13 protein-coding genes are annotated in these 14,833 nt (G+C 59.6%); 5 read left to right on the forward strand and 8 right to left on the reverse strand.

The genetic code is table 11. The features are described 5' to 3' along the window. Window positions 1–66: 66 nt before the first annotated feature. Window positions 67–1,065 (reverse strand): porphobilinogen synthase, encoded by a 999-nt coding sequence (hemB, locus tag AB9K37_RS17550; protein ID WP_369841148.1) that lies wholly within the window; start codon window positions 1,063–1,065, stop codon window positions 67–69. A gap of 117 nt (window positions 1,066–1,182) precedes the next feature. On the opposite strand from hemB, the gene AB9K37_RS17555 reads away from it, so the two are divergent. Both AB9K37_RS17555 and mfd read left to right on the forward strand, forming a co-directional pair. Further along, on the forward strand, window positions 1,183–1,707 hold the full coding sequence (locus AB9K37_RS17555; RefSeq protein ID WP_369841151.1) for a component of SufBCD complex: 525 nt from the start codon (window positions 1,183–1,185) through the stop codon (window positions 1,705–1,707). A 3-nt stretch (window positions 1,708–1,710) separates the two neighbouring features. Next, window positions 1,711–5,193, forward strand: a complete 3,483-nt coding sequence (gene mfd, locus AB9K37_RS17560) for a transcription-repair coupling factor (RefSeq protein ID WP_369841153.1) — start codon at window positions 1,711–1,713, stop codon at window positions 5,191–5,193. Window positions 5,194–5,226: 33 nt separating this feature from the next. Here mfd and AB9K37_RS17565 read toward each other — a convergent pair whose 3' ends face one another. The 3 genes from AB9K37_RS17565 to AB9K37_RS17575 are packed head-to-tail and all read right to left on the reverse strand — an operon-like array spanning window position 5,227 to window position 8,608. After that, entirely contained in the window at window positions 5,227–6,450 is a 1,224-nt protein-coding gene (locus AB9K37_RS17565; protein WP_369841155.1) for a multidrug effflux MFS transporter, read from the reverse strand. 4 nt (window positions 6,451–6,454) lie between these two features. Beyond that, on the reverse strand, window positions 6,455–7,084 hold the full coding sequence (locus AB9K37_RS17570) for a DsbA family oxidoreductase (protein ID WP_369841158.1): 630 nt from the start codon (window positions 7,082–7,084) through the stop codon (window positions 6,455–6,457). Window positions 7,085–7,102: 18 nt separating this feature from the next. Continuing rightward, a complete protein-coding gene (locus AB9K37_RS17575) occupies window positions 7,103–8,608 on the reverse strand; it encodes a class I adenylate-forming enzyme family protein (protein WP_369841161.1) in 1,506 nt (501 codons plus the stop codon). A 64-nt stretch (window positions 8,609–8,672) separates the two neighbouring features. Here AB9K37_RS17575 and AB9K37_RS17580 point away from each other — a divergent pair, with 64 nt between their 5' ends. Beyond that, window positions 8,673–9,296 (forward strand): helix-turn-helix domain-containing protein, encoded by a 624-nt coding sequence (locus tag AB9K37_RS17580; RefSeq protein WP_369841163.1) that lies wholly within the window; start codon window positions 8,673–8,675, stop codon window positions 9,294–9,296. A gap of 3 nt (window positions 9,297–9,299) precedes the next feature. Here the strand turns inward: AB9K37_RS17580 and AB9K37_RS17585 are convergent, their stop codons facing one another. The 3 genes from AB9K37_RS17585 to AB9K37_RS17595 all read right to left on the reverse strand — a co-directional run bounded on the left by AB9K37_RS17585 (window position 9,300) and on the right by AB9K37_RS17595 (window position 11,730). Next, window positions 9,300–9,755: a low molecular weight phosphatase family protein gene (locus AB9K37_RS17585; RefSeq protein WP_369841166.1), complete on the reverse strand. Its 456-nt coding sequence runs from the start codon at window positions 9,753–9,755 to the stop codon at window positions 9,300–9,302. 68 nt (window positions 9,756–9,823) lie between these two features. Continuing rightward, window positions 9,824–9,937 (reverse strand): entericidin, EcnA/B family, encoded by a 114-nt coding sequence (locus tag AB9K37_RS17590; RefSeq protein WP_369841169.1) that lies wholly within the window; start codon window positions 9,935–9,937, stop codon window positions 9,824–9,826. An 11-nt stretch (window positions 9,938–9,948) separates the two neighbouring features. Then, on the reverse strand, window positions 9,949–11,730 hold the full coding sequence (locus tag AB9K37_RS17595; RefSeq protein ID WP_369841472.1) for an extracellular solute-binding protein: 1,782 nt from the start codon (window positions 11,728–11,730) through the stop codon (window positions 9,949–9,951). A 385-nt stretch (window positions 11,731–12,115) separates the two neighbouring features. Here AB9K37_RS17595 and AB9K37_RS17600 point away from each other — a divergent pair, with 385 nt between their 5' ends. Further along, on the forward strand, window positions 12,116–12,889 hold the full coding sequence (locus AB9K37_RS17600) for a 3-hydroxybutyrate dehydrogenase (protein WP_072706450.1): 774 nt from the start codon (window positions 12,116–12,118) through the stop codon (window positions 12,887–12,889). 143 nt (window positions 12,890–13,032) lie between these two features. Then, window positions 13,033–14,064: a patatin-like phospholipase family protein gene (locus tag AB9K37_RS17605; protein ID WP_369841474.1), complete on the forward strand. Its 1,032-nt coding sequence runs from the start codon at window positions 13,033–13,035 to the stop codon at window positions 14,062–14,064. Here AB9K37_RS17605 and AB9K37_RS17610 read toward each other — a convergent pair. Next, entirely contained in the window at window positions 14,050–14,793 is a 744-nt protein-coding gene (locus AB9K37_RS17610) for a DUF502 domain-containing protein (protein ID WP_369841172.1), read from the reverse strand. The genes AB9K37_RS17605 and AB9K37_RS17610 overlap by 15 nt on opposite strands. Window positions 14,794–14,833 lie beyond the last annotated feature (40 nt).

Here is a 14,833-nt window from a genome sequence, read left to right on the forward strand (position 1 = left end):
ACGCAATTATAGGCATGTCCAAAGGTTATGTCACCCGACAAGCGCACCTTGGGCCAGATTTACAGGTCAAACACCGATGATCTTGGCAGCAGCGGGGGCAAAATAGGTCAGAACGCCATTACAGCCCGCACGTTTGAAGCACATTAGGCTCTCCATCATGGCGCGTTCGCCGTCGATCCAGCCGTTCTGCGCTGCGGCCTGCATCATCGCGTATTCGCCGCTGACCTGATAGGCGTAGACGGGCACGCCAAACTCGTCCTGCGCGCGGCGGCAGATGTCCAGATAGGGCATGCCGGGCTTGACCATGACCATATCCGCGCCTTCGTCCAGATCGCGGGCGATGCAGCGCATGGCCTCATCCGTGTTGGCTGGATCAAGCTGGTAGGTCTTCTTGTCACCTTTCAGAACGCCAGAGGCGCCAACCGCGTCGCGGAACGGCCCGTAAAAAGCGCTGGCGTATTTCGCACTGTAGCTCAGGATCGCGACGTTGATGTGGCCTGCATGTTCCAGCGCCTGACGCATGTCACCGATCCGCCCGTCCATCATGTCCGACGGTCCGATAATATCTGCACCCGCTTCGGCCTGCGACAGCGCCTGTTTGACCAAGGCTTCGACCGTTTCGTCATTCACCACATAGCCATCAACCAAGAAGCCATCCTGACCCGTGATGTTGTAGGGGTCAAGCGCCACGTCGGTCATGACGGCCATGTCCGGCAGGGCGGCTTTGATCGCGCGTGTCGCGCTGTTCGACAGATTATCGGGGTTCCATGCCTCGGCGCAGTCCAGCGTTTTCTTGGCCGGATCGGTGTAGGGGAACAGACAGATTGTGCTGACGCCCAGATCAAACGCCTCTTTGGCGGCCTCGACGATTTTGTCCACGCTGCGGCGGTACACACCGGGCATCGAAGGCACAGGCTCTTCGACCCCTTGGCCATCGCGGACAAAGACCGGCCAAATCAGGTCATCCACGCTCAGGTTGTTTTCGCGGACCAAGCCGCGCAGGGCAGGGGTACGGCGCACGCGGCGCGGACGGCCGGCAGGAAAAGCAGCAGGAGCATAGGGCATGATCGGACCTCCAAAGGTTTTTTGATGGGTGCCACGGATTTGCAGTCACCTCAAGTCTGGGCATTACGGATCAACCGCGCTATGTCCCGTTCCTGACATCATTTTCAGGAGAGTGCCTTGGACCTTGGCGGGCGTATCTTTGAACTGATCGACATGCGGTCATTCTCCAATCTGTGGTACTGGATTGTGCTGGCGGCGATGTGGTCGTCCCTGAGCCATTTTGTGCTGGGGGTGCCCTATGACATGGTCGGGCGCGCGCGCAAACACGCCGGTCAGGAAATGGACGATCTGAACGCGCTGGTCCACATCAAGGCGCGGCGCATGCTGATGGTCTACGACCGTGCAGGCACATGGATTGTGGCGGGTTTGTCCTTTACGCTCAGTATGCTGCTGTTTCTGGGATTCTGGTTTGGACTGGAGTTCGCGCAGGCGGTTTTCCTGCTGATGGCCCCCGCGATGATCGTCACGTTTCTGCGGATGCAATTCGCCGGTCGGATCATCGACAACACGATCCAAGGCACCGCCCTGTGCGATGCCATCACCCGCAACCGGTTCTACACCCAACTGATTGGGATGATCTCGGTATTCGTGACCTCGCTTTGGGGCATGTACCAGAACCTCAGCATCGGAGTACTGGGATAAGTTATGGCAACTTGGAACGCTCAACACCTGACCGTGGGCGGCGCGCCCGAAGGCTATGACGCCCGCCTCATTCTGTCCGAGATGGAGCGCAGCAAAGCGCCCGTTTTGCACGTGGCCCGCGATGACAAGCGGATGCAGGCGATGCGGGACGCGCTCAAGTTCTTTGCGCCGGACATGCCGGTCTTTACCTTTCCGGGGTGGGACTGTCTGCCGTTTGACCGCGTGTCACCAAACCCTGACATCACCGCTGCGCGCATGGCCTTGCTGGCCGCAATGGTTCACGGGATGCCGGAAAAGTATGTTCTGCTGACCACTTTGAATGCCGCAACCCAGCGCGTACCAGCGCGGGATACCCTGCGCGGCGCGTCCTTTATCGCGTCGGTCGGCAGCCGCGTGGACGAAAAGGAACTGCGAAATTTCCTTGTGCGGATGGGCTTCAGCCAAAGCCCGACAGTGATGGAGCCCGGTGACTACGCCATCCGCGGCGGCATCATCGACATCTTTCCGCCCGGCGATACGGGGCCTGTGCGTCTGGATTTCTTTGGCGACACGCTCGACGGCATCCGCCGCTTTGATCCGGTCAGCCAGCGCACCACGGACAAGCTCGACATCATCGAACTGGCGCCTGTCTCCGAAGTGATCCTAGAGGACAGTGCAATCACGCGCTTCCGTCAGAACTACCGTATCGAATTCGGTGCGGCGGGCAGTGACGACCCTCTGTACGAAGCGGTCAGTGCAGGGCGCAAGCAGCAGGGGATGGAGCATTGGCTCCCATTCTTCCACGAGCGGCTGGAAACCCTGTTCGACTTTGCCCCCGATGCGGTGATTACCTTGGACGAGGCGATGACCGCCGCGCGTCTGTCCCGCTGGGAGGGCATCGCAGACCAGTACGAAACCCGCCAGCACGCCCTGCAAACCAGCAAGAAGGGCGACACGCCCTACAAACCCGCGCCGCCTGAACTGCTGTACCTGACCGACGAGGCATGGAACGAGACGGTGAACAGCCGCCGCGTGATCCAGTTCAACCCCTTACCCCAAGCGACGGGTCCGAATGTGACCGACGCAGGCGGACGGATCGGGCGGAATTTCAGCCCCGAACGGCAGCAGGAAAGCGTCAGCCTGTTTGGTGCCTTGGCCGATCATATCAAGTCCAAGCTGGCCAAAGGCCCCGTGGTCATCGCCAGCTACTCCGAAGGCGCGCGCGAGCGTCTGACTGGCCTGATCGAGGATGAAGGTCTGGCCGAGGCGATCCCGATTATGGATGGCACCCGCATCGGCAAGACTGGTTTGCATCTGGCCGTCTGGTCGCTGGAGCACGGGTTCGAGGCCCCGATGGGCGACAAGGCTCTGACCGTGATCTCGGAACAGGACGTTCTGGGGGATCGCCTGATCCGCCAACCCAAGAAACGCCGCAAGGCCGAGAACTTCCTGACCGAGGCGACTTCGCTGACGCCGGGCGATCTGGTGGTGCACGTGGACCACGGCATCGGTCGCTATTTGGGCCTAGAGGTGGTGACAGCCGCCGGTGCGGCCCACGAATGCATCGTTCTGGAATACGCCGAGGCGGCGCGTCTGTACCTGCCGGTCGAGAACATCGAACTTCTGTCCCGCTACGGCCATGACGAAGGGCTTTTGGACCGTCTGGGTGGCGGCGCATGGCAGGCCAAGAAGGCCCGCCTAAAAGAGCGCATTCGCGAGATGGCCGACAAGCTGATCCGCGTGGCCGCCGAACGCGCCCTGCGCAAGGGCCAGATGCTGGAGCCGCCCGCCCACGCGTGGGAAGAGTTCTGCGCGCGTTTCCCCTATCAGGAAACCGACGACCAGCTGCGCGCCATCAACGACGTTGTCGAGGATCTGACCAGCGGCACCCCCATGGATCGCCTGATCTGCGGCGACGTGGGCTTTGGCAAGACCGAAGTCGCCATGCGTGCGGCCTTTATCGCGGCCATGTCCGGTGTTCAGGTGGCGGTCATCGCGCCCACCACGCTGCTGGCCCGCCAGCACGCCAAAGGGTTCCAAGAGCGTTTCCGCGGCTTCCCGTTGGAAGTGCGCCAACTGTCCCGTTTCGTCAGCTCCAAACAGGCGTCAGAAACTCGCAAGGGACTGGCGGACGGCACCGTCGATATCGTCGTCGGCACCCACGCCGTTCTGGCCAAGACCATCAAGTTCGACCGCCTGGGTCTGCTGATCATTGACGAAGAGCAGCACTTCGGGGTGAACCACAAAGAGCGTCTGAAAACTCTGCGCTCAAACATCCACGTGCTGACCCTGACTGCGACCCCGATCCCTCGGACGCTGCAGCTGTCGCTGACGGGTGTCCGTGATCTATCGATCATCGGCACGCCGCCCGTGGACCGTCTGTCGATCCGCACCTACGTGTCCGAATTCGACAAGGTCACCATCCGCGAGGCGCTGCTGCGCGAACACTATCGCGGCGGGCAGTCGTTCTTTGTTGTGCCGCGCATCACTGATCTGGCCGAGATCGAGGACTTCTTGAAAGAGCAGGTGCCAGAGGTCAGCTATATCGTGGCCCACGGCCAGATGGCGGCGGGGGAACTCGACGACCGCATGAATGCGTTCTACGACGGCAAATACGATGTGCTCTTGGCGACTACGATTGTGGAGTCTGGCCTAGATATTCCCACCGCGAACACCATGGTCGTGCACCGCGCGGATATGTTCGGTCTGGCGCAGCTCTATCAGATCAGGGGCCGCGTGGGCCGTTCGAAAACCCGCGCCTATGCTTACCTGACCACCAAACCTCGGGCGAAACTGACCGCGACCGCGGAGAAGCGTCTGCGCGTGTTGGGGTCGCTCGATACCTTGGGCGCGGGCTTTACGCTGGCCTCGCAGGATCTGGACATTCGCGGGGCGGGCAACCTGCTCGGTGAAGAGCAGTCCGGCCAGATGAAAGACGTGGGCTATGAACTCTATCAATCCATGCTGGAAGAGGCGATCGCGAAGATCAAATCGGGCCAGATGGAAGGGCTTCTGGACGACACCGACGATCAGTGGGCGCCGCAAATCAATCTGGGTGTTCCCGTCCTGATCCCCGAGGACTATGTGCCTGATCTGGACGTACGCCTTGGCCTCTATCGTCGCTTGTCCGAACTGACCAAGAAGGTCGAACTAGAGGGCTTTGCCGCCGAACTGATCGACCGTTTCGGCAAGCTGCCCAAAGAGGTGAATACCCTGCTGCTGATCGTGCGGATCAAAGCCATGTGCAAACGGGCAGGGATTGCGAAACTGGATGGCGGCCCCAAGGGCGCGACGATCCAGTTCCACAACGACAAATTCGCCTCGCCCCAAGGTCTCGTGGAATTCGTGCAGGCCGAAAAGGGCAAGGCCAAGATCAAAGACAACAAGATCGTTGTCCTGCGGGACTGGTCGACCGAGGCGGACAAGATCAAGGGCGCGTTCAACATCGCCAAAGCGCTGGCCGAGAAAGTTGTCGAAGCCCAGAAACAGAAAAAGGCCGCCAAATAAGGCGGCCTTTGGGCATTTCAGCGAGGGGCGCGATCAAACGGTCGCCACAGCCTCGTAGCGGCGGGAAATCCGCATGATCAGATAGGCCAAGCCGGAACACAGGGCGACACCAATCAAGAGCGGCATGGGCGTGCCGTCATAGGAATAGCCCACAGGCACTGCAATCAGTACGGCCAGCACGGTCGAGATCGCGCCGATGATCGCGGCGGCAAAGCCTGCGACGTGGCCCAAAGGCTCCATCGCCAGCGCGTTGATGTTGCCGAACACCAGCCCGATCATAAAGAACGACACCGCCATGTAGCCGACGAAGACGTAGAACTGGTATTCCGGCGCGATCATGCCGCTCTCTAGTAGGACAATCGCCAGGATCGAGGCGGCGCACTGCACCCCCAGAGCGGCCGTTGAGAGCAAGCGCATCCCCAGAGTCATTACCAGTCGCGCGTTGGTAAACGACGCAATTGCCGCAAAGGCAGCCACCCCCGCAAACCAAATCGGGAAGGTGTCGCCGCGCTCATACGTGTCGGTGAACAGCTGCGGCGCGCTCGAGATGAAAGAGAACATCTGGCCAAAGCCCAGCGACAGAGCAGCGATATACATCACGACGACGCGGTTGCCCAAAACCTCTCCCAGTGCGTAGCGGATTGCGCTGAGCCGCAGGGGACGGCGGTTCGCTTTGTCCAGCGTTTCGGGTTGGCGCAGCATCAGCCAGCCGCCCGAGAACAGCGCAAAAACCACGAACGCGACAAACACGCCGCGCCAGCTGGAATACGCGATGATGACGGCACCGATCGAGGGCGCCATCGCAGGCACCAAGATAAACACGGTCATGACAAAGGACATGATCCGCGCCATCTCGCGGCCTTTGTAGAGGTCACGCACCATGGCAAGGCTGACCACGCGTGGCGCCGATGCTCCAAGGCCCATCACGAAACGCGAGGCCAATAGGTGCTCCATATCATTGGTTCCAGCCGCATACAGCGAAGCGAGCATGTAAATCCCGAGGCCCACGGCCACGGTGATCTTGCGTCCGAACCAGTCAGACAGCGGTCCGGCAAAGAACGTCCCAATGCCCATTCCCAGAACAAAGCTGGTAATGATCAACTGGGCACGGTTCACATCGTCGGGGGTCATTTCCTGCGCGATCTGAGGGATCGCGGGCAGCATGGAGTCAATGGAGAAAGCAAGCGTAGCAAAAAGCATTGCCAGCATCCCCACGAATTCCGGAAAGTTGAGTGGCTTCGTGGGGGATTTGAACATGCGCTTACGCTCCTACTAATTCGTCAATCACCTGAACCCATAGGTCTGACGGCTGCGCTCCGGGCACGGCGTGTTTCCCGGCCACCACAAAGGTCGGCACCGCCTGAACCCCCATCTCGCGGGCCATGGCGTCTTTCTGCAAAATTTCGTCCTTGTCGGCGTCACTCGCTAAAAGGCGCAGGATCAATGCTGCGTCCATACCGGCACCGTCGGCAATGTCGGCCAGAACTTCATGTTCTGAGATATCCCGACCCTCATTGAAGTATGCCCGAAACAGAGCCGTGGCAACCGGGGTCTGGCGGCCTTCGACCCCAGACCAGTGAATTAGTCTGTGCGCGTCGAGCGTATTGGGTGTGCGGGAAATCGAAGACAAATCTAGTTCAAGACCGATTTCTTCAGCGCGTTCAGACACTTGCGCGTATGCCTCGACGGCGCCTTCCTTGTCGCCGAATTTCGCCTCTAGGTAAGCACGCCTATCGACCCCATCGGCTGGCATGTCGGGATTTAGTTGGAACGGCAACCATTCCAGATCGAACGGATGCTTTGGGCGCTCCGCCAATGCGCGGGTCAATTCGGTGTATCCGATATAGCACCATGGGCAGATCGGGTCGGAGAATAAATTCAGTTTAACCATCGGGTGCCTTTCGGGGCCTTAGGGTAGTTTCAATTCTTTGCGGCGCAGCTTGCCATTGGGATTGCGCGGCAGATCGGTCAAATGCACCCACAGACGGGGCTGCTTGTAACGGGCCAGATTGGCCTCGGCATAGGCGGTCAGCGCGGCCTCGTCGAGGTCGGCATCAGCGGTGTAAAACGCCGCAATCACACGCACGTCGGGCTTGATCTCGACATCGGTCACGGCGACCTCCTGGATGCCCTCGATATGAGAGAGGGTCGCCTCGACCTCGAGCGGGGATACGCGGAATCCGCCCGCATTCATCAGGTCATCATCGCGTCCCTGATAGGTGATAAAGCCGTTTTCGTCCATGATCCCTTGGTCGCCAGTCAGGAACCAATCGCCGCGACGTTTCTCAGTGGTCGCCTCGGGGGCGTCCAGATAGCCCAGCATTAAGCCCGGATCGCGGTGGTCGATAGCGATGGTCCCAGCGGTGCCACGGGGCACGGGCTGGCCATTTTCATCCACAATCGCCATCAGACGCCCGTCCTGCGGCGCACCGAGCGTTCCAGTGGCCGAGGGTCGTGCGGGACTGCCGGAAATGAAGGTCGAGATTTCGGTTTGGCCATACGCCTCGAAGAGGCCGGTGCCGGTCGCCTCGGCCCACGCGGTCCGCAGGGCTTCGGGCAGCTTTTCACCAGCGCAGAGGCCGTGGCGCAGTTTCGGCAGGCTGAGGCTCGGGTGGTCTTTCAGGAATTTGCGGTAGACGCCGGGGGCGGCGGCCAGCAGCGTCGCGTCATGTCGTTTTAGCAGCAAGGGCAGGGCCTTGGGGTCCGTCCCGTCCGCAGGGATCAGCGCGGTTGCCCCGCAGGCCCAAGGGTCCATCATGCCCGTACCCAACGTGAACGACCAGTTGAACGCGCCCGCATGTAATAGACGGTCCGTGGGCTGTAGGTCATACCATCCCGCCCACATCATACGCCGCGCCCACACCACGCGGTGCGCGTGGCACACGGCGCGGGGTGTCCCCGACGTACCAGAGGTAAAGATGATATAGGCCATCCGGTTCGGATCACCCATCTGCGGCGCGACGGGCGCTAAATCACGCATCTCTCGCAGAGCGGCCTGTGGGATCGTCCGCAATTCGCCTTCGGGCGCAGGGACATCAGGAGATTGCAGGATCGCCGCAGGCTGGATGATTTGTGCCAGCTTGCCCGCCTCGGGTGCCGTCAACTGGCTGCTGGTCGGAACAGGGATCAGACCTGCTGCAATCGCCCCCAGAAACGCCAGCGGAAAATCGACGGTATTTCCCAGCCGCAACATCACGCGGTCACCGGGCTTTAATCCGGCGTTCAGAAGCCCCGTGCCTGTCCCCAAAGCGGCCGCGCGCAGTTTGCCATAACTCCAACGTTCCGCGCCAGACAACGCCAATACAGCAAGGGCGATCTTGTCATCGGCAGCCCCACTGCCGTCCAGAACATAGGCGGCCATATTGAACGGATCGGGGCAGGGCGGTTGTGAGGTCGGCGTGGTGATTGATTTCATGGCACTTGGCTAAGGCGGCGCAGGCGCAGTTGCAAGAGTAAGGGCGCCGGATTACAGAACCTTCATGACAAACAAAGACCCCAAACAGCTGATCCGCGTTGCCCGTGACTCCGAAGAGGAGGTGCCCGTCGCGCCCCTCGACCTCGGGGTCCGCGTGCGCGAGCTGCGCAAAGAGCGCGACTGGACACTGGAGCAAGCCGCCCAGAAGGCCGGTTTGGCCCGTTCCACCCTGTCCAAGATCGAGAACGGCCAGATGTCCCCGACTTACGAGGCGCTGAAGAAGCTGGCCGTGGGTCTTGGGATCAGTGTGCCGCAGCTGTTCACGCCGCCACACAAGTCACAGGTCAATGGCCGGATGACGTCGACCAAATCGGGCGAGGGGGCGGCCTTTACCACCACGACCTACGAGCACGAGCTCTTGGCCGAGAGCCTAACCAAGAAGACGATGCTGCCCTACCGCGCCCGCATCCGCGCACGCTCTATGGATGAATTCGACGGCTGGGTGCGGCACGACGGCGAAGAGTTTCTGTATGTCCTGACCGGCACCATCAAGCTGTTCACAGAATTCTACGAGCCCATCGAAATGAAGCGCGGGGACAGCGCCTATTACGATGGGACCATGGGGCATAACGTTGTCTCGACCAGCGCAGAGGACGCCACGATTCTGTGGGTCACTTCGCTGGTCTGAACGTTACAGCTTGCCGATGCGCTTGAGGGCGGCGTTCGCTTCGCCCTCGTCCATGATTTCGAAGCTATGCTTGAGAAAGGCTTTGGCGCGGCGCAGAAGGCTTTCGTAGACCGATTCCAGCGTGGCCTCGCCTGCCATGGGGTCAGGGGTCAGCCAGATACCGCGCGGTGCACCTGCAGGCCATTTCGGCGCCTTGTAGGCGGACAGATCGCACAGGCCGATCACCACATCCACTGGCACTGCGCTCGGGCCAGTAAACGCCTCCCAGCTTTGGGGATCCAGATCCGCGATGCCATGATCGCGGGACTCCAGCAGGTCCAACACAGCAGTCGGCACCGACTCAGCTGGCGCTGGTCCGGCGGAATAAGCAGTCATGCGCTGGGGGGATAGATCGTTAAGGATCGATTCCAACAGGATCGAACGGGCATCATTGCCCGCACATAACACGAGAATGTTCATTTGTTTCCCGAAGTCAAAAACTGGCGGCACAGTACGCCTGCCCGCCAGCTCTGCCTAGAGGAATAATGTCAGAACAGACCCCGAACGGCGCGTGCGCTGTCCGCGATATCAAGGCCCACGCCTTCGACCGTGTTACATGCGGTCAAACCGGCAAGCAGCGTCAACAGAACAAGGGTCTTCATTTCGGTCTTCCTCAGTCTTCTTCGTACCACCAGACGTCTGGCATGAAATCCATCCAATCGCCATAGATCGGCAGGGTGTCCGGATACTTCAGGTGACGGTCATGGGCGATCCAGCTGACATTCCAATTGTAGAACGGGATGACATACCGGCCCGTGGTCAACACCCGGTCCAGCGCCTGCGTCGCGGCGACGAAATCATCGTTGCTTTCTGCGTTCAAGATGTCGCCGATCAGCCCATCCACTGCCGCGCTTTCGATGCCGATCATGTTGTAGCTGCCTTGAGTGCCGGCGGCGTCAGAGCCCCAGTAAAGGTACTGTTCGTTGCCCGGGCTCAGGGACACACCACGGCGGTAATAGGTCATGTCATAGTCAAATGCGTCGGTGCGTTCCTGATACTGGGCCGCATCGATCACACTTATAGTCGCCTGAATCCCAAGGCTCTCGAGGTGCTTGGCAAAGATATCGCTTATGCTCTCGACTTCGCTGCTGCCCTGACGAAGAAGAATTTCGAAGGTAAAGGGTTCGCCATCCGCATTCTTGAGCACACCGTCGCTGCCCACGGTCCAACCAGCCTCTTCGAGCAGGGCTGTGGCAGTGCGCAGGTTCTTGCGATTACGTTCAGAGCCGTCCGAAACGGGCAGGTCATAGCCTTCGATCGCGCCGGGCAGCAGGGCGTCCTGATACTGGGTCAGATACTCCAGCACGCGGCCCTCTGCGGGGCCATGCTGCATCGACAGCAGGGAGTTCGAGAAATACGAGGTGATCCGCTTCTGCTTGCCGCCATTCAAGGCTTGATTGATGAATTCGAAGTTGAACGCCTGCATCATCGCTTCGCGCACGCGCCAGTCGTCAAAAGGTGCCTCGCGGGTGTTCATGGCCAATCCGGTGATCCCGCTGGGGCGCTGGTGCGGGATTTCGGATTTTACGACATCGCCGCGCTGAACTGCCGGGAAATCATAGACGGTGTCCCACTTTTGTCCGTTCGTCTCGCGGAAGGCATTCAGTTCGCCCGCCTTGAACGCTTCGAACATCACGGCGCCGTCGCCATAGAATTCCATCCGCAACTCGTCGACATTGTTGGTGCCGCGGCGGAAGGGAATGTCCTGACCCCAGTAATCTTCGTTCCGCTTTAGGCTCACGTAGCGGCCCGTCTCGTAGCTGTCGATCACATAGGGCGCGGTAGTGATCGGGATCACATTCACACCGGCGTCCTCAAAGGGCACTTCGTCGAACTGCGCCTTTTTCAGGATCGGGCGCATCCCGATCAGCAGCGCCAGCTCGGGGTTGTCGTCGTTGAACGTGAACTTGATCTTGCGCTCGCCGGTCTGCTCCATGCTTTCGACCTTGGACCAGACGCCAAGGTAGCGCGGATGACCCACAGTGCCGAGCGTTTCGTAGGACCACATCACGTCCTCGACCGTTAGCGGCGTACCATCGCTAAACGTGACATTGTCGCGCAAGGTGAACTCGACCCAACTACGGTCTTCGGCGGTTTCAATCGTCTCGGCCAAGAGCCCGTAGAGCGCAAAAGGTTCGCCCCAGTTACGCCCCATCAAGCTCTCGTAAGCCACGAAACGTAACTGCCACGGCACGCTGCCTTTGGCCTGATGGGGGTTCAAACTGTCGAAGCTTCCGGTCTCTCCCATGACCACGCGGCCGCCCTTGGGGGCTTCGGGATTTACGTAAGGCAGAGATTCGAATCCCTCTGGCAGTGCAGGGGCGCCGTACATGGCAATCCCATGCATGGGGTCAGCCCACGCGCTTTGCGTCAATAGGGCCAGAGCGCCCACCATGGTCGTGAATGCCGGTTTCTTCCTTAAAAACAATGCCACGTAAGCCTCTCCTCGGGTGCTGTGCGGATCAATCAGGTAAAATCCTAGACACCGTTCTGTGTCTTTTCAAACTTTTAGCTTGGAGAGCGGCGCGCAATTGCTTATACAGAAATCACTGCTCGATAGGTTTCTTGCCTGTATGAAACCTGCCTCAATACTTGCGCCGGCCTTGTGCCGGCGTTTTTTTTCGCTGTCACATCATTGACATAACGCGGTTTTTTGCCGCCGGACGCGAAGTATCTGTGGAACTGAAGCCGCCCCAATGAACTTAATGCAGTGATAGGAATCGATTCTGCGCCTGCACGGACAATGCGCACAATCGTCGTCATTTCATAAGGGGGAATTTATGACTTTGAAGGGCAAAACCGCTGTCGTGACCGGCTCGAACTCGGGGATTGGTTTGGGCGTGGCGCGTGAGCTAGCCAAGGCTGGCGCAGATGTCGTCCTGAATTCGTTTACCGACAACGAAGAGGATCACAAGCTCGCCTCTGATATGTCCGAGGAATTCGGTGTATCTGTAACTTATATTAAGGCCGACATGTCCAAGGCCGACGAATGCCGCGCCCTGATCGACAAGGCCGGCAAGTGCGATATCCTCGTGAACAACGCTGGCATCCAGTTCGTCAAAGGCATTGATGAGTTCCCCGTCGAGAAGTGGGATGCGATCATCGCGATCAACCTCAGCTCGGCCTTCCATACCACTGCCGCGGCGCTACCGAAAATGCGCGAGGCCGGCTGGGGCCGCATCGTAAATATCGCGTCGGCGCACGGCCTGACCGCTAGCCCTTATAAATCGGCCTACGTTGCCGCCAAGCACGGCGTTGTGGGCCTGACCAAGGTGACCGCGCTCGAGACAGCGCAGGAGCCCATTACGGCAAATGCGATCTGCCCGGGCTACGTGCTGACCCCGCTGGTCGAGGCGCAGATCCCCGACACCATGGAAAAATACGACATGAGCCGCGAGGACGTGATCAAGAATGTCATGCTCGAGCGCCAGCCGTCCAAGGAATTCGCCACCGTCGAAGAGCTGGGAGGCACAGCCGTGTTCCTGTGTTCGGATGCGGCCAAGCAGATCACCGGCACCACCATCAGCGTGGACGGCGGCTGGACGGCACTCTAATTTCTGGCGCGGGCGTACCCTGTGTGCGCCCGCTCACGGCCAAGGGAGGGGACATTTTCATAGCAGCGAAAGGCTGAACGACTATGGCACCCGACCGCATCAACACTTTTCTAGGCCAAGGCTCCAAGACGAATACCCCGAACATGAAACGCATCAATCTTGCCCTTCAAGGCGGCGGCGCGCATGGCGCCTATACATGGGGCGTTCTGGACAAGATCCTCGAACATGACGACATCGAGATCGCGTCCATGTCCGGCACCTCTGCAGGTGCGATGAACGCAGCTGCGGTCAAGTCCGGAATGATCAAAAACGGCCGCCAGGGCGCGCGGGACATGCTGGCCTTTCTCTGGGGCCAGATCGCGGGGATCGAGGATTTCCGCATCCCCAGCTGGATGACCGGTTACGTGCTGACGCCCGGCCAGCTGTCGAAAACCATCGAAATGAGTGCGCCCTACGTGTGGGCCGACCTCGTGTCGCGGATGATGACGCCCTATGCGTGGGGCCCGTTCTATCAGAACCCGCTACAGAAAATCGTGGAGTCTTTTGACTTTGACTGCGTGTGCAGCAGCGCAGGACCAGAGGTGTTCATCTGCGCCACCAACGTCCGCTCTGGCAAAGTAAAGGTCTTCAGCGGCGAAGAACTGAGCAGCGACGTGATCCTAGCCTCGGCTTGCCTGCCCACGCTGTTCAAAGCGGTCGAGATCGAAGATCCAGCGACAGGGGAAACAGAGGCCTATTGGGACGGCGGCTATACGGGCAATCCAGCTCTGTTTCCGATGTTCGAACCGCACCTGCCGCAGGACATTGTGATCGTGAACATCAACCCGATTCACCGCGACGAAGTCCCGAAGTCACCGCAAGAAATTCAAAACCGAATCAATGAGATAAGCTTTAATGCTTCACTCTTGCGCGAACTCAGGGCGATCTCGTTCGTCCAGGAATTGATAGAAGACGGCGCCATTACGACCAACCAGATGAAGGACGTCTACGTGCACATGATTGCCGATGACCAGATGATGAACAATCTGTCAGTGGCAACAAAACTGGTGCCGACGCCTTATGTCATTCAAGAGTTGCGCGATGCAGGGCGCGATGCAGCCGAGCAGTTCTTGGTCGAGCACAAAGATAAGCTGAACATGAAGGGCAGCGTCGATCTGCCCTCAATGTTTGCCTAATTTGCGGTGCGCCCGCGCTTCTTCGATGGGCGTGGGCACCGCTTTATCCTCTGGCGGATAAACCAGACCGGCCGAGATCACGAGTTTGGCCGCGTCCTCGATCGACATATCCAGTTCGATCACCTCGGATTCCGGAAAGAACAGCAAGAAGCCCGATGTCGGGTTCGGCGTTGTGGGCACGAACACACTGATCAGCTTCTCCATCGTATCCGGGCGGCGCGAAATCTCGCCCTTGGCATCGGTCGAGATGAAACCGACCGCCCAAATCCCACGGCGCGGATACTCGATCAGGCAGGCCTTCTCAAAGCTGCGCTCTGACTGGGCAAAAACCGTCTCGGCCAGTTGCTTCAACCCCGAATAGATCGAGCGCACCACCGGCATACGGTCCACTTGGCGTTCGGTCCATCGGATGAAGGACCGACCGATCAGACCCTTGGCAATCCAGCCGGTCAGAATGGTGAACAACAAGAAGAAGATAACACCGACGCCGCGGATGTTGATCGAGGTGTCTTCGCCGAACCAATGCTGAAAGAACTCTTCGGGATGGTAGGCGCGGGGCACAAACGGCATGACAAAACTGTCAACCCAACCGATCACCGTCCAGATCAACCAGACGGTCAAGCCGACAGGCGCGATCACGACGATCCCAGTAAAAAAGTTCGATCTGAGACGGGCAAACAGGCCCGGCTTGCGAGGAGTCGGGTGGTCTTCGTCGAAAGGCGTCGTCATATCCTGAACAATCCGAGGGCGTGTTACCGCGAACTTATGT

The organism is Donghicola sp. XS_ASV15 (assembly GCF_041224595.1).
GTDB lineage: Bacteria > Pseudomonadota > Alphaproteobacteria > Rhodobacterales > Rhodobacteraceae > Donghicola.

Coding starts and splice junctions, on each gene's coding strand:
- hemB (WP_369841148.1), bottom strand. CDS start 1,065: ATGCCCTATGCTCCTGCTGCTTTTCCTGCCGGCCGTCCGCGCCGCGTG.
- mfd (WP_369841153.1), top strand. CDS start 1,711: ATGGCAACTTGGAACGCTCAACACCTGACCGTGGGCGGCGCGCCCGAA.
- AB9K37_RS17565 (WP_369841155.1), bottom strand. CDS start 6,450: ATGTTCAAATCCCCCACGAAGCCACTCAACTTTCCGGAATTCGTGGGG.
- AB9K37_RS17570 (WP_369841158.1), bottom strand. CDS start 7,084: ATGGTTAAACTGAATTTATTCTCCGACCCGATCTGCCCATGGTGCTAT.
- AB9K37_RS17575 (WP_369841161.1), bottom strand. CDS start 8,608: ATGAAATCAATCACCACGCCGACCTCACAACCGCCCTGCCCCGATCCG.
- AB9K37_RS17580 (WP_369841163.1), top strand. CDS start 8,673: ATGACAAACAAAGACCCCAAACAGCTGATCCGCGTTGCCCGTGACTCC.
- AB9K37_RS17585 (WP_369841166.1), bottom strand. CDS start 9,755: ATGAACATTCTCGTGTTATGTGCGGGCAATGATGCCCGTTCGATCCTG.
- AB9K37_RS17590 (WP_369841169.1), bottom strand. CDS start 9,937: ATGAAGACCCTTGTTCTGTTGACGCTGCTTGCCGGTTTGACCGCATGT.
- AB9K37_RS17595 (WP_369841472.1), bottom strand. CDS start 11,730: ATGGTGGGCGCTCTGGCCCTATTGACGCAAAGCGCGTGGGCTGACCCC.
- AB9K37_RS17600 (WP_072706450.1), top strand. CDS start 12,116: ATGACTTTGAAGGGCAAAACCGCTGTCGTGACCGGCTCGAACTCGGGG.
- AB9K37_RS17605 (WP_369841474.1), top strand. CDS start 13,033: ATGAAACGCATCAATCTTGCCCTTCAAGGCGGCGGCGCGCATGGCGCC.
- AB9K37_RS17610 (WP_369841172.1), bottom strand. CDS start 14,793: ATGACGACGCCTTTCGACGAAGACCACCCGACTCCTCGCAAGCCGGGC.